This is a genomic window from Streptomyces sp. KL2, assembly GCF_046529545.1.
Taxonomy (GTDB): Bacteria; Actinomycetota; Actinomycetes; order Streptomycetales; family Streptomycetaceae; genus Streptomyces; species Streptomyces radiopugnans.
Window position 1 is genome coordinate 425,001 of the sequence record NZ_CP127170.1, and the last position, 18,689, is coordinate 443,689.

The window sequence follows — 18,689 nt, forward strand, 5'->3', positions numbered from 1 at the left end:
ACATATCTGGCGTTGACTTTTGGCACGCTGTTGAGTTCTCAAGGAACGGACGCTTCCTTCGGCACCCCTCCCGGGGCCCCTCCGGGCGCTTCCCTTCGGTGTCTCCGACTCTATCAGCCCCTCCTCCGAATTCTGAAATCCGGATCTTGTCTGCGAACACACAGAACCGAATCGGTTTCTCGGAGGGAGATGAGGTCGGACGTCACTGGCGCCACTGGCGCCGGACGGAGGTATGAGAGTACAGGCGGGTTGATGCGGAGGCAAATCGGTCCGGCGGCCCCGGACAGGCCGCCACGCGCGCGCTCCCCGGAACCGGAGGTTCCCATGTCATACGCTTCTGATCAGTGCGCCGATTCAGGACAACTCAGGACACACGACGACGGCGACCGCTCGGTCTCCGCGCCCGGGAGGCTTTCCATGACCACCGTGACGTCCCCGCTGGCCGGACGTGCCATCGGCCTCGCGGCCGTGCCGGATCCGGTGTTCTCCGGAGTGATGGTGGGGCCCGGGACCGCCGTCGACCCGGTCCGTGAACCGTCCATCGCCGTGGCTCCGGTCGACGGCATCGTCGTCTCGCTGCACGCACACGCCTTCGTCGTCGTGGACGGTGAGGGGCACGGGGTGCTGACGCATCTGGGTATCGACACCGTGCAGCTGAACGGCCAGGGTTTCGAGTTGCTGGCTGCCAAGGGCGACACCGTGCGGCGTGGTGATCCGATCGTCCGCTGGAACCCGGTCGAGGTGGAGGCCGTGGGGAAGTCTCCGGTGTGCCCGGTCGTCGCGCTGGAGGCCACTCCCGACGCGCTGGCCGACGTGGCCGAGGGCGTCGACGTGCCCTCCGGCGGCACGCTGTTCACCTGGCGGTGATCCATCGCCCCCTCGCCGGCCGTGAGGTCTTCGCGGTCGGCGGGCAGGAGGCGGACGCGTCCCGCCTACGAGACGGAACCGGCCGGAGATCCGGAGACGGGTGAGGGTGAGATGGAGACGACACTTCGAGGGATCGGGGTCAGCCACGGGGTGGCGATCGGCGAGGTGCGGCACATGGGCACCGCCGAGTTGGAGCCGCCGACCCGGCGAATCACCGGGGAGGCGGTGCCGACCGAGCTGAGGAGAGCGCGTCAGGCTGTGGAGGCCGTGGCCGCCGACCTGGTCGCGCGGGGGAACCTCGCGGGCGGCGAGGCGCAGGCCGTGCTGGAGGCGCAGGCCATGATGGCCCGGGATCCGGAGCTGATCGCCGATGTCGAACGGCGCATCGCCGTGGGCAGCACCGCCGAGCGTGCGGTGTACGACGCCCTCGCCGCCTACCGGGCGCTGCTCGCGGGCGCCGGCGACTACCTCGCCGGACGGGTCGCGGACCTGGACGACGTGCGGAACCGCATCGTCGCCCGGCTGCTCGGGGTCCCGATGCCGGGAGTGCCGAACAGCGACAGGCCCTACGTGCTGGTAGCGCGTGATCTGGCGCCCGCGGACACCGCGCTGCTGGATCCGTCGCTCGTCCTCGGTTTCGTGACCGAGGAGGGCGGCCCCACCAGCCACAGCGCCATTCTGGCCCGGGCGCTGGGAGTGCCCGCGGTGGTGGCGTTGCGGGGCGCCGTCGAGCTGGCCGAGGGGACGGTCGTCGCGGTGGACGGCAGTACGGGCGCGGTCACCGTGGATCCGGACCCGGAGCAGCGGGAGGAGATGCTCAGGCTCGCCGAGGAGCGGAGGGCGGCACTCGCGTCCGCCACCGGTCCGGGTGCGACCTCCGACGGGCACAAGGTGCCGCTGCTGGCGAACATCGGCGGTCCGGCGGATGTGGCGGACGCGGTGGAGGCGGGCGCCGAGGGCGTCGGCCTGTTCCGTACCGAGTTCCTCTTCCTGGACTCCCGTGGGAAGGCTCCGTCGGAGAAGAAGCAGGTGGAGGCGTACCGGCAGGTGCTGGAGGCGTTCCCGGAGGGGCGCGTCGTGGTGCGGGTGCTGGACGCGGGCGCGGACAAGCCGCTGGATTTCCTCACCCCGGCCGAGGAGCCCAATCCCGCGCTGGGCGTGCGCGGGCTGCGTACGCTGCTCGGCCATCCCGAGGTGCTGCGCGCCCAGTTGCGGGCGCTCGCCAGGGCCGCCGAGGGGCTGCCGGTGTATCTGGAGGTCATGGCGCCGATGGTCGCCGACAGGGCCGACGCCAGGGCGTTCGCCGATGCCTGCCGGGAGGCGGGGCTGCGGGCGAAGTTCGGCGTGATGGTGGAGGTCCCCTCGGCGGCGTTGAGGGCCCGTTCGGTGCTCCAGGAGGTGGAGTTCCTGTCGCTGGGGACCAACGACCTGGCGCAGTACACCTTCGCCGCCGACCGGCAGGTGGGAGCGCTGGCCCGCTACCAGGATCCGTGGCAGCCGGCGCTGCTGGACCTGGTGGCCATGGCCGCGGAGGCGGCCGGGGCGGAGGGCAAGAGCTGCGGTGTCTGCGGTGAGGCCGCCTCCGACCCGCTGCTCGCGTGTGTGCTGGTCGGGCTGGGCGTCACGAGCCTGTCCATGGGTGCCAAGGCCATCCCCTACGTACGTGCGGAGCTGTCCAGGCGCACCATGGCCCAGTGCGAGCGCGCGGCGTCCGCCGCGCGTGCCTCGGACGGCGGTGAGCAGGCGCGGGCGGCCGCGCAGTCGGTGCTCTCCGGGGAGTGAGCGCCGCCCGCCGGTGTGTGGGGTCCGGCCGTCCCGCGGCGGGACGGCCGGACCTCGGGGGCGGGGGTCAGCGGTCCTCCTTCCCTCGCCCGTGCCGTCGCTCCTCCGCCGTGCGCTCCGGCAGCGGGAAGCCGGCCCGGTAGGTGAGGCCGGGCTCCGGCGGGACCGGGTCTCCCGTACGGCTGTCGGTGCAGTAGGCGAAGAAGACCTCCGCCTCGGTGAGCGGGCGGAGGCGGCCGCCTTTCAGGCCCCAGCCGCGCACCTCCTCGTTCCCGTCGCGGGTGGTGCGCATCACCACTCCCCCGGGGCGTCCGGTGGCCAGTCCCGAGGCGAGCACCGTGCGGAAGGCCGATTCCTGGGCGGTGGCCGGCTCCGTCCCGCCGCGCGGTGTGCGCTCGATGCGCAGGACGGCGACCAGAGGGCCGGTGGCCCCGGTGACGCTGCACACCAGGTGGTGGGCGCCCGGACCGGCTCCGGCGGTGAGCCGGTCCAGGATTCCGGCGGCGGCGTCGAGGGCCTCCTGTCCGAGGTCCTTTCCGCAGCCGGGGCAGGTGCCGAGGCCGGTGAGGGCGTCGGTGGCGCGCTCCCCGGCCTCCTGCCGCTCCCAGCCGTCGAGCAGCAGGGGCAGCAGCCGGTCCAGTGGCTGGCCCCGGTAGCGGACGGTGGCCCCGGTGGCGGCGATCTCGGCCACGTAGCGCGCACGGCTGTCCGGGGTGTCGGGGTCGATCCGCTCCTGGGCGCAGAAGTGCGCGTAGTCGTCCGGTTCGAAGAGGCCGACGCGGGTGTGGACGCCCTGGGCGGTGAGCGAGCGCAGCAGTCCTTCCGTCTGCCGCAGGTAGCGGTGGTGGTCGTCGAAGGCGAACGTGGTGTAGCGGCGCATGACCGCGAAACCGGCCGGGTCGGCCACGACGGCGACCGTGCTGGGCGCCTCGCGGCGCAGGGCTCGTCGCGCCGTCCCCGGCCCGCGGCGGTCGCGCCTTCCGTGGTGTGCCATGCCGTCTCCCCCTCGATGGTGCGTTCATCTGGTGACTCACCGTAATCGAGAGGGCTGACAACGGGTCTTTTAAAGGCTCAGGAGGTGCGGCGCTCCCGGGCCAGGCGCTCGTAGAAGCGGAGGAGGCCGACGTCGTCGACCGAGCCGGGGTTGACCGCCCTGTCGAGGTCGGCGCCCTGGAGGAGGCGCTTGACCGGGACCTCCAGCCGCTTGCCGGTGAGGGTGTGGGGGACGCCCTCCACCTCGATGATCTCGTCGGGGACGTGCCGGGGCGAGAGCTGTTCGCGGATGGCGCGCCTGACGCGGTCGCGCAGGGCGTCGTCGAGGACCGCGCCCTCGGCGAGGTGGACGAACAGGGGCATCCAGTAGCCGCCGTCGGGCTGTTCCGCGCCGATGACGAGGGACTCGCGGATCTCCGGGAGGCGTTCGACGACTTCGTATATGTCGGCCGAGCCCATGCGGACGCCCTGCCGGTTGAGGGTGGAGTCGGAGCGGCCGTGGATGACGACGGTGCCGCGCGAGGTGAGGGTGGTCCAGTCGCCGTGCCGCCACACGCCGGGGAACATCTCGAAGTAGCTGTCGCGGTAGCGGGAGCCGTCCGCGTCGTTCCAGAAGCGGATCGGCATGGACGGCATGGGGCGCGTGACGACCAGTTCGCCGACCTCGTCGACCAGCGGCTTGCCGTGCGGGTCCCAGGACTGCAGGTCGGTGCCCAGGCAGGGGGCCTGGAGTTCGCCGATGTGGACGGGGAGGGTGGGGACGGCGCCGGCGAAGCAGCTGCACACGTCGGTGCCGCCGCTGACGGAGGCGATCCACATGTCCTCGGCGACCTCGTCGTGGATCCAGCGGAATCCGTCGGGCGGGAGGGGGGAGCCGGTGGTGGCGACGCACCTGACGCGGGAGAGGTCGAGGTCGCGGCCGGGGTGGACGTCGGCCTTGCGGCATGCCATGACGTACGCGGCGGAGGTGCCGTAGAAGGTGGCGCCGGTGCGCTCGGCCACGCGCCACTGGGCGTCGGTGCCGGGGTGGCCGGGGCTGCCGTCGTAGAGGACGACGGTGGTGCCGGTGAGCAGGCCGGAGACGAGGAAGTTCCACATCATCCAGCCGGTGGAGGTGTACCAGAAGAAGCGGTCGCCGGGACCGAGGTCGCAGTGGAGGCCGAGCTGCTTGAGGTGCTCGACCAGGATGCCGCCCTGGGACTGGACGATGGCTTTGGGCAGTCCGGTGGTGCCGGAGGAGTACAGCACCCACAGCGGGTGGTCGAAGGGGAGGTGCTCGAAGACCGGTTCGGCCGACGTGCCGTCGGCGGCGGTCAGGGCGTCCCACTCCAGGGTGCCCTCGGGGGCCGGGGTGCCGAGCAGGGGGATGTGGACGACGGCGCGCAGGGAGGGCAGTTCGCGGCGCAGTTCGGCGACGGTGTCGGTGCGGTCGTGCCGCTTGCCGCCGTAGCGGTAGCCGTCGACGGTGAACAGGACGACCGGTTCGACCTGCTGGAAGCGGTCCAGGACGCTGCGGGCGCCGAAGTCGGGGGCGCAGGAGGTCCACACGCCGCCGACGGCGGCGGTGGCCAGCAGGGCGACGGCGGCCTGGGGGATGTTGGGCAGGTAGCCGCTGACGCGGTCGCCGGGGCGCACCCCGAGGCGGCGCAGTTCGGCGGCCAGCGAGCCGACCTGGCGGCGCAGCTCCGCCCAGGTGACGGGGGTCGGCTCGTGGCTCTCGTCGACGTACAGCAGGGCGGGGGTGTCGGCGCGGGCGGGGTCCTCGCCGGCGCGCAGGGCGTGTTCGGCGTAGTTGAGGGTGGCGCCGGGGAACCAGCGGGCGCCGGGCATGGCGGGGTCGGCGAGTACGGTCTCGTACGGGGTGGCGAAGCGTACGTCGAACCACTCGGTGACCGCCCGCCAGAAGGCCTCGAGCTCCTCGACGGACCAGCGGTGCAGCGCGGCGTAGCTCGCGGCCGGGTCGCCGGGTACGGCGGCCGGGGCTCCGAAGCGTTCGGCCGCCCATGCCTGGAAGCGGGTGATCCGGGCGCCCTCGATCCGGTCGGGGCCGGGGCTCCACAGGGGCTCCGGCTGGTCTGCGGTCGTCGGTGCGGCGCTGTGCGCGGCGGTCATGGCGGCTCCCGGGCTGTTTCCCACGCTTCGTGTGCGTTCGCCTCCCCGCACCGCTCGGCCCCTGGGATGGTGGCCGGGGGTGTGCGGGTGCGCGGCGGCTGTAGAGGACTGTGCCAGGACTGTGCCATGTGATCGGTTTCCGCACCAGGGCTGGTCCCCCATACCGGGGGGCCGGACGGTGTGGTGCAACCACGGGGGGACGTTCGGTGAACGGCGGTTGAACGGGGCATCGGCCGCTCGTCGGTAATGGCACTCTGATCAGCATGGATGCACGTGGCCTGGTGCGGTCGGTGAGGTTGGTCGGTGCGGCGCAGGGGTTGCGTGCGGCCCGGTCCGCGTGGCGGGGCCGGCGCATGGACGCCCGGACGCTGCCGCGCGGCGGCCGGGAGCGGGCGCGGGTGCCGGGTCCGGCGCGGGGGGCCGAGCCGCGGCCGGGCGGCGGCGTGGTGCACTTCGAGCGGTCGTCGCTGCGGGTGCGGGTGACGGCGGGCGGGATGGTGTTCTGCGGCTGGGACGGCGCGGGGCCCGAGCCGTCGTACGCGCTGGCGGGCGCGTACCCGCAGGCGGACCCGCGGGCGGTGCTGGAGCCGGACAAGGACGGCGGCTGGCGGGTGGTCTCCGAGCGGGTGCTGGTGACGGTGACCCGGCTGGGTGCGGTGGAGGTGCGCACCCCGGGCGGTGTGGTGCTGCGGCGTGACCTGCCGCCGCGCTGGTGGGAGCCGGCGGACGGTGCGGAGGGGGGTGCGGGGAGCCGCTGGACGCAGCGCTCGGAGGTGCCGGCGGACGCGCGGTTCTTCGGCCTGGGCGGGCGGGCGCCCGGGCCGAGGCTGCGCGGCGGCCCGTACCGGCTGTGGAACGCGGGTCCGGTTCCGTTCCGGACCGGGCGCGGCACGCGGTCGCTGACGATGCCGGTGCTGTGGGTGGTGGCGGACGCGGGCGGTCACCTGCTCTTCCACGACAACTCCTGGGACGGCGTGGTGACGCTGCGCGAGGGCGTGGAGGGGGCGGGTTCCGGGCACGACCGGCCGGGCCGGTGCGAGGTGCGGATGTCGGGCGGTCCGCTGCGCTACTGGGTGCTGACCGGTGCGCCCTCGCGGGTGCTGCACGGCTGGCGGGCGCTGACGGGTGCGCCCGTGCCGCCGCCGCGTTGGGCGCTGGGTCACCAGGCGGGCCTGTGGGGGGCGGGGGGCGAGCACGAGGTGCGGCGGGTGGTGGCGGGGTACGCCGAGCGGGGGCTGCCGTTGAGCGCCGTGCACCTGGGGGCGGGCCACCACCGGGGGCGGCGGGGGTTCACGGTGGACTCCGGGCGGTTTCCGGATCTGCCGGCTCTGGCGGCCTCGCTGCGCGGGGCCGAGGGGGGCGGGGTGCGGCTGGTGTCGTGCGTCGACCCCGCGGTGCGGGCGGAGCCGGGCGACGCGGTGTACGACGGCGGGCGGGACGAGGACGCCTTCGTCCGGGGTCCGCTGGGCGGGCCGGTGCGCGGGCTGGGCCTGGCGGGTGAGGCGGTGTACCCGGACTTCACCGATCCACGGGTGCGCAAGTGGTGGGGAGGGCTGTACTCCGAGCGGCTGGCGCGGGGGTTCGCCGGGTTCTGCCACGAGATGAACGATCCGGTCTCCCTCGCCGTCCTCGGCGATCCGACGCTGCCGCGGTCGGCCGGGCACTGCCTGGAGTCGCGCGGCGGTGACCACCGGGAGGCGCACAACGTCTACGCCCTTGCCATGGCCCGCGCGGGTTTCGAGGGGCTGCGGGGGCTGCGGCCCCATGAACGGCCGTTCCTGCTGTCGCGCTCGGGCTGGGCGGGGCTGCAGCGCTACGGCGGCACCTGGACGGACCAGACCTCGGCCGGCTGGGAGGGGCTGCGGGACGCGCTCGCCCAGGTGATCGGGCTGGGGTTGTGCGGGGTGCCGTACTGCGGTGCGGACGTGGGGGGTCCTGCGGGGGCGCCTCGGCCGTCGCCGGAGCTGTATCTGCGCTGGTTCCAGCTGGCCGCGTACCTGCCGCTGTTCCGCACCTCCGCCGTGCCGGGCTCCGGGCGGCTGGAGCCGTGGGAGTTCGGTCCGGAGGTGCTGGGGCACGCGCGGGCGGCCCTGCGCGAGCGGGAGCGGCTGCTGCCGTACTTCGCGACGCTGGCCCGGCTGGCGCACCGCTCGGGGGCTCCGTACGTGCGTCCGCTGTGGTGGGCGGCGCCGAAGGACCGGGCGCTGCGGGAGTGCGAGGACGCGTTCCTGCTGGGGGACGCGCTGCTGGTGGCGCCGGTGCTGGAGCCGGGGGTGGTGCGCCGTACCGTGCGGCTGCCGCGCGGGCGGTGGTACGACACGGCCACGGGACGGGTGCACAGGGGCCCGGGCCAGGTGGTCGTCGAGGCCCCGCCGGCACGGATACCGGTGCTGGCCCGGGCGGGGTCGGTGGTGCCGGTGGCCGGGCCGGAGGGCGGGATCGAGCTGGAGGTGTGGGCTCCGCCGCCCGGGCGCACGGGCGGCGGGGTGGTCGCCGCGGACCCGGGGGACGGCTTCGGGCGGGTGGAGCTGGAGCGGTTCTCGGTGCGGGTGCTGGGCCGGGAGGTGGTGGTGGCGCGGGAGGGGGCCTCGGAAGTGGGGTACCCGGTGCGGGTGCGCGGCGCGGGGGCGTGAGCGCACGGGGAGCGCAGGGCCCTTGCGCGGGGCGCGTGGGCGCTCTTCCAAGACGCACCGGTCACCTGGTAGACGGAGGGGTCATGCCGATCAGGGAACCGATCACACCGCCGTCCGCGCAGCCGGCCGGGAAGTCCTCCGCCCCAAGGCCCGGGGCGCGCTCCCCGGTGGCCGCGGTCCTCCTCGTGCTCGCCGTGCTCCTCGCTCCCACCGTCCTCGTCGCCGCGGCACCGGCCGCGCGGGCCGAGCCGGAACCGAAGGCGCCGCCGGAGTTCGTGGCGCTCTCCGAGGTGGATCCGACGATCCTCCAGGAGATCCGCTACATCACCGCGCACAACTTCGTCGGCGATCCCGTCGACGGGTACCGCAAGCCGATGTGCCTGCTGACCCGCGACGCCGCCGAGGCGCTGCGCCGGGCGCAGTGGAAGCTGCTGTGGCGGGGGTACTCGCTGAAGGTCTACGACTGCTACCGCCCCCAGCGGGCGGTGGACCACTTCGTGGCGTGGGCGCAGGATCTCGGCGACCAGCGGATGAAGGAGGAGTTCTACCCCCGGGTGGACAAGACGCGGCTGTTCTCGGACGGGTACATCGCCGAGCGCTCCGGGCACAGCCGGGGCAGCACCGTCGATCTGACCCTGGTGCGGCTGCCCGCCTGGCCGACCCGGCCGTACGTGCCGGGTGAGCCGCTGACGCCGTGCTTCGCTCCGCGGGAGGATCGCTTCCCGGACAACTCGGTGGACATGGGGACGGGCTACGACTGCTTCGACACCCTGTCGCACACCCTGGACCCGCGGATCACCGGTGAGCAGCGGGCCAACCGGCTGCTGCTGAAGGAGGCGCTGGAGGAGGTGGGCTTCGTGAACTACGAGGCCGAGTGGTGGCACTACACCTTCCGGCGGGAGCCGTTCCCCGACACCTATTTCGACTTCCCCGTGCACCCCAGGTCGCTCACCGGCCGCTGAGCCCCTCCCCGCCGGAGTGCACCGCCCGGCGCCAGGTGTGCCCGGGTGCGGCGCGGCGGAGCGGCGGTACGGCACCACCCCCGTGGGTCCCGTACCGCCGTCATCCGGTGGTGGGGACGCGGCCCGCTCCGCAGCGGTTCTGGGGCCGCCGCACTGTCACCCGTTCGCGACATTTCCCGGACCTTCCGTCCACGTCCGGGGCAGGGCCCACGGCACGGAAATGCTCGTGAACTCTGCGCGAACAACACCTCCGGGCGCTCGGGCCGGCAGCATGCTGGTGCCGTGCGTGCCTGGATGAGCCAACTCCGATTCGCCTATCAGCCGGTCGTGGACCTGGGGACCGGTTCCGTGACGGCCCTGGAGGTCCTGGCCCGCTCCGAGGGGGGCGATGTCGTGGCCGAGGCGTGCCGCGACCCGGAACTGGACGCCGAGCTGGCCGCGCTGGCCCTGCGGTCCGCCGCGCGCCGGGAGGGGCTGCTGCCCCTCCACGTCAACGTCTTCGCCGCCACCCTCGCCGGTCTCGGCGACCTCGCCGCGCTGCGCCGGGCCGTGCGGGACGCCGGCCGCCGGCCGTGGGAGGTGACGCTCGACATCACCCCGCGGCCGGGGCCGGCGCCCCGTGGGGCGCTGGTGTCGGCGGTCGGCGCGCTGCGCGAGGACGGCTTCCGGATCTGCGTGGACGGGGTCGGCGCCGGGGATCCGTCGCTGCTGCTGCTCGCCGACCTCTCCCCCGACCTGCTCAAGGTGGACGCCGAGGTCGTGGCCGGGCTGCCGCACCGGCCCGCCTACCGTGCGGCGGTCGCCGGGCTGCGGCGGTTCTGCGACGGCGTCGGCGCCCTGCTGGCCGTCGAGGGGGTGGAGACCGAGTTGCAGTACGCGTCCGCGCGTGCGGTCGGCGCGCATCTGGCGCAGGGGCATCTGTTCGCTCCGCCCGCGCGCCGTCCCGCCGTCGAAATCCGCGTGCCGGTCTGCCCGCCCGCCGCTCCGCCGGCCGGGAGCGGCGCGCAGGGGCCGTCGGTCGCCGAGTTCCTGCACCCCGCGGCCCTGCTGCCGCTGTCGGCCTCCGCCTCCCAGGTGCGGGCGCTGCTCACCGGCTCGCCGGAGGTGACCGGGGTGCTGCTGGTGGACCCCGACGGAGTGCCGGTGCGCGCGGTGGACCGGGACCGCTTCCTGCTGGCCATGTCGGGCCGGTACGGCCACGCCCTGTACGCCGACCGGCCCGCGGTCCGGCTGGCGGACCGGCCGCGCACGGTGCGGGTGGGCGCCACCGCCTGGGAGGTGCTCGACGTGGTGGCCGCGGGGGACAGCAGCCGTACGGCCGACGACGTGGCGGTCGTGGACGAGGCGGGGCGCTGCGTGGGGGTGGTGCGGCTGGCCGAGGTGATCAGGGCACTGGCCGACAGCCGTATGGATGACGCCCCGGGACTGGATCGGCTCACCCGGACGCCCCGTCCGGGCGCGGGCTGAGCCGTCTACGGGCGGGGTGCCGGGCCGTCAGGACGCCCGGCCGGGCAGGCCGGTGGCCCCGGCGGCCGCCTGTGAGGCGTGCCGCGGGGTGCGGGATGGGGCGGGCCTCCCCGCCCTGCGGGTTGCCTTGACGGTCCTCCTTACCGGAGGAACACTTCCGATTATCAGACGGTATCGCCGCACGTCGGTCTCCATGGCCGGATGCTCCCCGGGGCGGTTCCGCTGGACACGCACGCTCGTCGCGGACGCCGGGCGGGGCGCGGCCGTGCCGTGCCGTGCCGCCGGGCCCGCCGGCACGGCACAACGCACCCCGCAGGGACGCCCGGGGCCGATGCCCGGGGTGAGGGCACGGAGGAGCGGCAATGAATCTTCCCAGCAGCGACATCTTCATCGGCGAGATCATCGGAACGGCGATCCTGATCCTCTTCGGCGCGGGGGTCTGCGCCGCCATCACGCTCAACCACTCCAAGGCGCAGAACGCGGGCTGGATCGTCATCGCCTTCGGATGGGGCTTCGGAGTGCTCGCGGGCGCCTACACCGCGGCGCCGCTGTCCGGAGGGCACATCAACCCCGCCGTGACCGTCGGCATCGCCACTCAGACGGGTGAGAACTGGGACAAGGTCCCGGTCTACATCGCGGGGCAGATCACCGGCGCGATGCTCGGCGCCGTACTGGCCTGGCTGGTCTACTACTCGCAGTTCGCGGCGAACCGCGACAAGGAGACCGCGATGCCGACCCTCGGCATCTTCTCGACGATCCCGGAGATCCGCAGCCCGGTGGCCAACCTGGTCACCGAGATCATCGCGACCGTCGCCCTGGTGCTGCCGATCCTGGCCTTCGGTTTGACCAGGGGCCTGGGCGAGTCCGGCACCGCGCTCCTCATCGTCGCGCTGCTGGTCGTCGGGATCGGCCTGTCCCTGGGCGGCCCCACCGGTTACGCCATCAACCCGGCCCGCGACCTGGGCCCCCGCATCGTCCACACGCTGCTGCCCATCCCCAACAAGGGCACCTCCGACTGGGGATACTCCTGGGTTCCGGTGGTGGGACCGATCATCGGCGGCGTCCTCGGGGCACTCGTCTACAACCTCGCTTTCTGACCCGGGCCGCGGGGAACGGGAGCCAAGGACGGAGAAGGACCGGGAAGAGCGGGAAGGACCGAGGACAACCAGCAGAAGGGGACCGGAGGGACCGCCATGACGGACACCGCAGCCACCTACGTCGCCGCGATCGACCAGGGCACCACGTCGAGCCGCTGCATCATCTTCGACCACGACGGCGCGATCGTCGCCGTCGACCAGCGCGAGCACCGGCAGATCTTCCCCAAACCCGGCTGGGTGGAGCACGACGCCACCGAGATCTGGTCCAAGGTCCAGGCCGTGGTCGCGGGAGCGCTCGCCAAGGCGGGACTGCGCGGCCGCGATCTGAGCGCGCTGGGCATCACCAACCAGCGCGAGACGACCGTGCTGTGGGACCGCGCCACCGGCAAACCGGTCCACAACGCCATCGTCTGGCAGGACACCCGCACCTCCGCGCTCTGCCGGGAGCTGGGCGGCGACGTGGGGCAGGACCGTTTCCGCGACCGGACCGGGCTCCCGCTGGCCAGCTACTTCTCCGGACCGAAGGCCGCCTGGCTGCTGGAGCACGTGCCCGGGCTGCGCGAGCGCGCCGCCGCGGGCGAGATCGCCTTCGGCACCATGGACTCCTGGCTGATCTGGAACCTCACCGGAGGCACGGAGGGCGGCGTGCACGTCACGGACGTCACCAACGCCAGCCGGACGATGCTGATGAATCTGGAGACCCTCCAGTGGGACTCCTCGATCCTGGAGGCCATGGGCATCCCCGAGGCGATGCTGCCCGAGATCCGCTCCTCGGCCGAGGTGTACGGCACCACCTCGGTGGGGACGAGCACCGGGGTGCCGGTGGCCTCCGCGCTCGGTGACCAGCAGGCCGCCGTCTTCGGCCAGACCTGCTACGACGTCGGCGACGCCAAGAACACCTACGGCACCGGCTCGTTCCTGCTGCTGAACACCGGCCACCGCCCGGTGACCTCCAAGAGCGGTCTGGTGACCACGGTGGGCTACCAGCTCGGCGGCGAGCGGCCCGTCTACTGCCTGGAGGGCTCGATCGCCATCACCGGCGCCCTGGTGCAGTGGTTCCGCGACCAGCTCGGGATCATCAGGGAGGCCGCCGAGATCGAGTCCCTGGCCGCGAGCGTGGAGGACAACGGCGGCGCGTACATCGTCCCGGCCTTCTCCGGCCTGTTCGCCCCGTACTGGCGCTCGGACGCGCGCGGCGTCATCACCGGCCTGACCCGCTACGTCACCAAGGCGCACCTGGCGCGGGCCGTGCTGGAGGCGACGAGCTGGCAGACGCGCGAGGTCGTCGACGCGATGTACCAGGACTCCGGGGTGGAGATCACCAGTCTCAAGGTGGACGGCGGCATGACCGCCAACGGACTGCTGATGCAGCACCAGGCGGATGTGCTCGGGGTGCCGGTGATCCGGCCGGTGATCTCCGAGACCACCTGCCTGGGGGCGGCGTACGCGGCCGGTCTGGCCACCGGGGTCTGGTCGGACCTGGAGGAGCTCAGGGCGCACTGGAAGAAGGACGCCGAGTGGACCCCGCGGATGGACGCGGAGCTCCGTGAACGGGAGCACCGCAACTGGCGCAAGGCCGTCGAGCGCAGCCTCGGCTGGGAGGAGGACGGCGACTGAGCGGCCCTCCCCGGTGGGTCCGGCTCCGGGGCCGGACCCACCGGGCGCCGAGGTCCGGGGCCCGGGGTCCGGGGCCCGGGGCGCGCGAGGTCAGAGGGCGCTCTCGCCGCGCCGGGGGGCACCGGCGGCCATGGCGTGCTCGACGACCGAGGCCAGCACCTCGCGCACGGAGCCGCGGTCGCGCACGTCGCACCGCAGGACCGGCACCGCCGCGTCCAGTCCCAGCGCGGTGCGCACCGCCTCCTCCGACGGCCGGCGGGCGCCGTCGGAACGGTTGACGGCCACGGCGTACGGAACGGCGTGCCGCTGGAGGCGGTCGAGCGCGCCGAGGCAGTCCCGCGGCCGGTGGGTGTCGGCGAGGAGCACCGCGCCGAGCGCGCCCTGGGCCAGTTCGTCCCACAGGGGCCGGAAGCACTCCTGTCCCGGGGCGGCCAGGAGGCAGAGGGTCAGCCGCTCGCTCAGGGTGATACGGCCGAAGTCCATGGCGACGGTGGCGGCCTTCCACGCACCGGGTCCCCCCGCTTCCGCCGCACCCCGCGCCCGCCCGGGTCCGCCGGACGGGGGGAGAACCCCGGCCAGGAACTCCTCGGTGCGCAGCGGCCCGACCTCGCTGGCGGAGCCGACCAGGGTGGTCTTGCCCGCTCCGGGTCCGCCCGCCACCAGCACCTTCAGCGCCATCGGCGCGGCGGTGGCGGCGCTTCCCCGGTGCTTCCGGCAGGCGCCGGAGTCCGCGAAGACCATCGGTTCTTCCTCCGCATCTCGCAGTGCGGCCCGCATCCCCGCGGTGCCGCCCGTCGGAGCAAGAGATCGTTCCGTACCGGCGCGGTGACGACAAGTCCCCGGGGCGGCCGGGGCGGAATCCGGCCAAGTACCGCCGGGTGCCGCCGAGTACGGACCTGCGCCACCTCGGCGGGTCGTTTACGGCCGGTATCGTCAGGGAACTGGGCGGTATGCCTGTTTCTCGGAACGTCCGTACCGTCTTCTCGACCGCCCGTTCCGCCGCCCGTTCCGCGCTTCCGGACCCCGAGCGTCCGGGGCGGGTGCTGACCGCGGTGGAGAGGCTGGAGAGCACCCCGCGTCTCGACGCCGCGCTCGGACCGCTGCGGCGGGCCGTGCGCGCGCTTCCACTGGGCGGCGCACGCGACGCCCTGCACGGCCGCTGGCTGGGCCACGCGGTGCACCCGCTGATGGTGCAGGTCCCCATCGGGACCTGGATGTCCGCCGCCGTGCTCGACCTGCTGCCCGGGCAGCGCCGCGGCGCCGACACCCTGGTGGGACTGGGTCTGGCGGCTGCCGCCCCGGCCGCCCTGGCGGGCTGGGTGGACTGGGCCGAGCTGCGCAAGCCGCAGATGCGGGTCGGCCTGGTGCACGCCGCGGCGAACGTCGCGGCCGTGGGTCTGTACTCGGCCTCGCTGACCGCCCGGCTGCGCGGCCGGCGGGCCCGGGGCCGTCTGCTGGGGTTCGCGGGGCTGACGGTGGTGAGCGTGGGAGGGGCCCTGGGCGGCCACCTGGCCTACCGGCAGGCCGCCGCCGTCAACCACGCCGAGCATGTGCCGGCCGTGGTCGAACCCGGCTGGCACCCCATCGGCGACGTGGCGGACCTGCCGGTGGGCGAGCCGGTGCGGCGGTACGTGGGCGAGACACCGGTGGTCGTCGTCCGCGAGACCGGCGGGCAGGTGCACGCCCTGGCCGACCGGTGCAGCCACATGGCCGGACCGCTGTCTCAGGGCACGGTCGCCGACGGATGCGTACGGTGCCCCTGGCACGGCAGCGTCTTCCGCCTGGCGGACGGCTGGAACGTACGCGGTCCCGCGACGTCCCCGCAGCCGGTCTTCGAGACCCGGCTGGTGGACGGCCGGGTGGAGGCGCGCCTGGTCGCGGATCCGGTCCAGGCGCACCGCTCCGTGGCCGGACCGGCCGGACCGGCCTGAGCGGGCCGCCCGCTGCGCTCCGGACGCCTCGGGAGGGGCTCAGAGCGAACGCAGGCCGTTGATCACATCGCGCAGGATGCGCTCGTCCGGCAGCTCGGCCGGGGGCACGGGGCGGGTGACGCGGACCAGCTCGGCCTCGACGAGGTCTCCGACCAGGACGCGTACGACGCCCACCGGCAGATCCAGCACGGCCGCCAGTTCGGCGACCGGCTGAGGGGCCCTGCGGCACCGGGCGACGATGTCGAGGTGCTCCGGGCCGAGGACGCCGGTGTCGCCGTTGGCACCGGCCGCGCCGGTGAGGGTCGGGAGCCGGGTCCCGGGGGCATCGCCCGGCCCGGCCTCCGAAGGTGCGCCGGGGAGCCCGTCCACCGCCTCGGCGACCACCAGCGCGACCGGGTCGATGCGGCCTCCGGTCGCGCTGCGGGTGCGGCCGCGCGTCATGGCGTACGGCCGCACCACCGGTCCGGCGGCGTCGTCGAACCAGCGGTCCGTCATGGCGGGCTCACCCCGCACCGGTCGCGCCGTGCCGGGGCGGGCCGCCCGGACGTTCCGGCTCACCCGCCGCCCGGATGGCGCCCTCCCCCGTGCCGTGCACTGCGGTCATCGGCCGTCCCCCTCCAGTGTGTCGGTCGCGGTGCCGTGTCGTCCGAACCGTCCCCACCGTCCGAGCCGTTCCCGTCCTCCGGGCCGTCCACACCCGTGCCGCCGGGGGAGTTCGCACTCCGCTGCCGGCCGCGCCGCAGTCCGTGCTGGAGCGAGGCCATCCGGGCGCGCGCCCGGTCGGCGTCCCGTCCCCGGGCCCGGCCCTGGTCCCGGCCCTGGTCGCCGTCCCCGCCCGGGATCCGGCCGGTGCCGGGCCGGAGCTCCCGGACGAGTCCGGTGCCGGCGCCCCCGCCGGACGGGCGGTGGGACGGGGGCCGCGGTGCCGGTTGACCGCGGTGGCCGGCGGCACGCCCGCGCAGAAGGGCTCCTGCGCCCCCGCCGCTCTCCCCGGCCTCCTCGGACTCCCCGGCGGACGGCTCCAGTTCGACGGGGCCGACCCGGCCCGCTCCGATGGCGGGCCGGGCTCCGCGCAGCGGAAGCCCCGCGGCGGTCCGGGCGTGGTCGCCGGCGCGGTGCTCGGCGGTGTCCGCCCCCTCCCCCGCCGCCACGGCGCTCCGGGGCGCGGCCGCGATCTCGGTGAGCAGCGCGCCCGGGATGAGCACGACGGCCGTGGTGCCGCCGTAGGGCGAGGGCTGCAGTGAGACGCGGACGTTCTGGCGCCGGCCGAGCCGGGAGACGACGAACAGGCCGAGCCGGTCGGTGTCGGAGAGCCGGAAGTCGGGCGTCTCGGAGAGCCGGAGGTTGGCCTCCAGCAGCGCGTCGGGGGACATGCCCAGGCCCCGGTCGTGGATCTCCAGGGCGAAGCCGCTGGGGACCCGCTCGCCGAGCACCTGGACCGCGGTGTGCGGCGGCGAGAACACCGTGGCGTTCTCCAGGAGTTCGGCGATGAGGTGGGTCAGGTCGGCGATGGCGGCGCCGTCGACCGCCAGCGGGGGCAGCCGCCGCACCTCGATGCGCTCGTAGTCCTCCACCTCGGAGACGGCGGCGCGGACGACGTCCATCAGCGGGATGGGCTTGCGCCACTGGCGCGAGGGCGTGGCGCCGGAGAGGATGACCAGACCCTCCGCATGGCGGCGCATACGGGTGGTGAGGTGGTCGAGCCGGAAGAGGTCGGCCAGTTCCTCGGGGTCCTCGGTGCGGCGCTCCATCGCGTCCAGCAGGGTGAGCTGGCGGTGCAGCAGCACCTGGCTGCGGCGGGCGAGGTTGACGAAGACCTCGGAGACGCCGCGGCGCATGTCCGCCTGTCTGACGGCGGCCTCGACGGCGGCCCGCTGGAGGGTGTCGAGGGCCTGCCCGACCTGCCCGATCTCGTCGCGTCCGTACTCCAGGCGCGGCGCCTCGGTCTCCACGTCGACCCGCTCGCCCGCGGCGAGCCGCCGCATGACGTCGGGCAGCCGTACCCCCGCCGCCTCCCCCGCCGCCCTGCGCAGGGCGCCGAGGTCGCGGACCAGGCCGCGGCCGATGCGCAGGGAGACGGCCACGGAGACGACGACGGCCGCGAAGCCCAGGATCCCGGCGACCGCGGCCCGCAGCAGCACGGAGGCGGCCTCCGGTTCGACGCGCCGGTGGTAGCGCTCGCCGGTCTCCCGGTCCATGCGCCGCAGTTCCTCCAGGACGGCGCCGGAGGTCTTCTGCCAGCGCTCCGCGTCGAAGGCCTTCACCGCTCCCGCGGCGCCGGCGCCGATGATCTCGTCCTCCGCAGCGCGCAGGGCCCGGCCGTCGGTGCCCGACCAGAACCTCTGGTACCTCTCCCGGTCCTCGGCCGGAAGCATCGACAGGTGCGTGCGGTAGGTGAGTTCGCGTTCGGCCACCCGGTCGGAGACGGCCCGCAGCTGCTCCCCGGTCATCCGGCCGGCGGTGAACGCGGCGGCCAGCAGGGCGTCCTCACGGGAGAGGTACTCGCGGGCGCGGGAGAGTCCGATGAGGGCGCGGCCCTCCCTCTCCAGCCGGACGTCGTCGACGCCGCGAATGCCGGTGAGGAGGGCGTGGCAGGGGTCGACGAGGGCGTTGTACTCGTCGTAGGCGTCCTGGCGCCCGGCGGTGTTGTCCGCGACCCGGGCGCGCACCCTGTCCAGCCGGTCGAGCGCGGCGAGGAGGTCGTCCAGGCGCCTGCGGGCATCGCCGTCCAGCTCGCCGCGGACCTCCTCTCCTTCCGCCCGGGCGCGCAGGGCCGCCACCGCCTCGTCGGTGGCGCGCTGTCCGTCGTGCAGGGCGGTCAGGGAGTCCGAGCGGCGCGGGTCGGCGATGTGGACGAGGGTGTGGCGGCGCTCGGCCTGGAGGGCGAGGACGGCTTCCTGGACCGGTTCGCCGAGTTCGCCCATGACGGCCGCGGCGTCGAGCAGCTGGTCCGCCTCGCGGCCGGTGATCACAGTGGCGAACGCCCAGATGGAGGTGAGCGCCACCAGGGGGACCAGCAGCAGCGCCATGATCTTCCGCCGGATCGACTTGCCGCGAAAGCGCATGGCCTCCCCTGTGTCCGACCCGCCGAGCGGGAGCATGGGTTCCCTCAGCAAACGGCGCGAGCCTACTACTGGCAACGCACCGGCCGTGGTCGCGTCCGGGACATCGGGCATCTGTACGGGCGCCTGTCGTGCGCTGTTGTGACGCTGTGTTGTGATACGCCGG

General features: G+C 74.4%; 12 protein-coding genes and 1 pseudogene. 8 read left to right on the plus strand and 5 right to left on the minus strand.

The window, feature by feature from the left end; all coding sequences use genetic code 11:
* The first annotated feature begins 417 nt into the window (after positions 1-417).
* Both QPK52_RS01995 and ptsP read left to right on the plus strand, forming a co-directional pair.
* Complete coding sequence (locus QPK52_RS01995) at positions 418-867, plus strand: PTS glucose transporter subunit IIA (protein WP_410535146.1); 450 nt, start codon at positions 418-420, stop codon at positions 865-867.
* 111 nt (positions 868-978) lie between these two features.
* The gene (ptsP, locus tag QPK52_RS02000; RefSeq protein ID WP_410535148.1) at positions 979-2,649 is read left to right on the plus strand and encodes a phosphoenolpyruvate--protein phosphotransferase; all 1,671 of its coding nucleotides are present in this window, start codon (positions 979-981) and stop codon (positions 2,647-2,649) included.
* 67 nt (positions 2,650-2,716) lie between these two features.
* Here the strand turns inward: ptsP and QPK52_RS02005 are convergent, their stop codons facing one another.
* Both QPK52_RS02005 and QPK52_RS02010 read right to left on the minus strand, forming a co-directional pair.
* Entirely contained in the window at positions 2,717-3,643 is a 927-nt protein-coding gene (locus tag QPK52_RS02005; RefSeq protein ID WP_410535149.1) for a hypothetical protein, read from the minus strand.
* A 77-nt stretch (positions 3,644-3,720) separates the two neighbouring features.
* Positions 3,721-5,754 (minus strand): acetoacetate--CoA ligase, encoded by a 2,034-nt coding sequence (locus QPK52_RS02010; protein WP_410535151.1) that lies wholly within the window; start codon positions 5,752-5,754, stop codon positions 3,721-3,723.
* A 263-nt stretch (positions 5,755-6,017) separates the two neighbouring features.
* Between QPK52_RS02010 and QPK52_RS02015 the strand changes: the two genes are divergently transcribed.
* The 5 genes and pseudogenes from QPK52_RS02015 to glpK all read left to right on the plus strand — a co-directional run bounded on the left by QPK52_RS02015 (position 6,018) and on the right by glpK (position 13,530).
* On the plus strand, positions 6,018-8,387 hold the full coding sequence (locus tag QPK52_RS02015) for a glycoside hydrolase family 31 protein (RefSeq protein ID WP_410535152.1): 2,370 nt from the start codon (positions 6,018-6,020) through the stop codon (positions 8,385-8,387).
* 83 nt (positions 8,388-8,470) lie between these two features.
* A complete protein-coding gene (locus tag QPK52_RS02020) occupies positions 8,471-9,349 on the plus strand; it encodes a M15 family metallopeptidase (protein ID WP_410535154.1) in 879 nt (292 codons plus the stop codon).
* A gap of 282 nt (positions 9,350-9,631) precedes the next feature.
* Positions 9,632-10,798, plus strand: a pseudogene (locus QPK52_RS02025) (EAL domain-containing protein); the annotation flags it as partial.
* 380 nt (positions 10,799-11,178) lie between these two features.
* Positions 11,179-11,913 (plus strand): MIP/aquaporin family protein, encoded by a 735-nt coding sequence (locus QPK52_RS02030; protein ID WP_410535155.1) that lies wholly within the window; start codon positions 11,179-11,181, stop codon positions 11,911-11,913.
* Between the two features lie 96 nt (positions 11,914-12,009).
* Positions 12,010-13,530 carry a glycerol kinase GlpK gene (gene glpK / locus QPK52_RS02035; protein WP_410535157.1) on the plus strand — a complete coding sequence of 507 codons (1,521 nt, stop codon included), beginning with the start codon at positions 12,010-12,012 and terminating at the stop codon, positions 13,528-13,530.
* 90 nt (positions 13,531-13,620) lie between these two features.
* On the opposite strand, the gene QPK52_RS02040 is transcribed toward glpK, so the two are convergent.
* Positions 13,621-14,271 carry a GTP-binding protein gene (locus tag QPK52_RS02040; protein WP_410535159.1) on the minus strand — a complete coding sequence of 217 codons (651 nt, stop codon included), beginning with the start codon at positions 14,269-14,271 and terminating at the stop codon, positions 13,621-13,623.
* 209 nt (positions 14,272-14,480) lie between these two features.
* On the opposite strand from QPK52_RS02040, the gene QPK52_RS02045 reads away from it, so the two are divergent.
* Positions 14,481-15,461, plus strand: a complete 981-nt coding sequence (locus tag QPK52_RS02045; protein WP_410535160.1) for a Rieske 2Fe-2S domain-containing protein — start codon at positions 14,481-14,483, stop codon at positions 15,459-15,461.
* 39 nt (positions 15,462-15,500) lie between these two features.
* Here QPK52_RS02045 and QPK52_RS02050 read toward each other — a convergent pair whose 3' ends face one another.
* Complete coding sequence (locus tag QPK52_RS02050) at positions 15,501-15,956, minus strand: DUF742 domain-containing protein (protein ID WP_410535162.1); 456 nt, start codon at positions 15,954-15,956, stop codon at positions 15,501-15,503.
* A gap of 59 nt (positions 15,957-16,015) precedes the next feature.
* Positions 16,016-18,526, minus strand: a complete 2,511-nt coding sequence (locus QPK52_RS02055; RefSeq protein ID WP_410535164.1) for a nitrate- and nitrite sensing domain-containing protein — start codon at positions 18,524-18,526, stop codon at positions 16,016-16,018.
* Positions 18,527-18,689: the final 163 nt, after the last annotated feature.

Bases quoted from the DNA above. Each gene is read 5' to 3' on its own strand.
- QPK52_RS02015 (WP_410535152.1), top strand. From the start codon at position 6,018: ATGGATGCACGTGGCCTGGTGCGGTCGGTGAGGTTGGTCGGTGCGGCG.
- ptsP (WP_410535148.1), top strand. From the start codon at position 979: ATGGAGACGACACTTCGAGGGATCGGGGTCAGCCACGGGGTGGCGATC.
- QPK52_RS02045 (WP_410535160.1), top strand. From the start codon at position 14,481: ATGCCTGTTTCTCGGAACGTCCGTACCGTCTTCTCGACCGCCCGTTCC.
- QPK52_RS02055 (WP_410535164.1), bottom strand. From the start codon at position 18,526: ATGCGCTTTCGCGGCAAGTCGATCCGGCGGAAGATCATGGCGCTGCTG.
- glpK (WP_410535157.1), top strand. From the start codon at position 12,010: ATGACGGACACCGCAGCCACCTACGTCGCCGCGATCGACCAGGGCACC.
- QPK52_RS02020 (WP_410535154.1), top strand. From the start codon at position 8,471: ATGCCGATCAGGGAACCGATCACACCGCCGTCCGCGCAGCCGGCCGGG.
- QPK52_RS02005 (WP_410535149.1), bottom strand. From the start codon at position 3,643: ATGGCACACCACGGAAGGCGCGACCGCCGCGGGCCGGGGACGGCGCGA.
- QPK52_RS01995 (WP_410535146.1), top strand. From the start codon at position 418: ATGACCACCGTGACGTCCCCGCTGGCCGGACGTGCCATCGGCCTCGCG.
- QPK52_RS02030 (WP_410535155.1), top strand. From the start codon at position 11,179: ATGAATCTTCCCAGCAGCGACATCTTCATCGGCGAGATCATCGGAACG.
- QPK52_RS02010 (WP_410535151.1), bottom strand. From the start codon at position 5,754: ATGACCGCCGCGCACAGCGCCGCACCGACGACCGCAGACCAGCCGGAG.
- QPK52_RS02040 (WP_410535159.1), bottom strand. From the start codon at position 14,271: ATGGTCTTCGCGGACTCCGGCGCCTGCCGGAAGCACCGGGGAAGCGCC.
- QPK52_RS02050 (WP_410535162.1), bottom strand. From the start codon at position 15,956: ATGACGGACCGCTGGTTCGACGACGCCGCCGGACCGGTGGTGCGGCCG.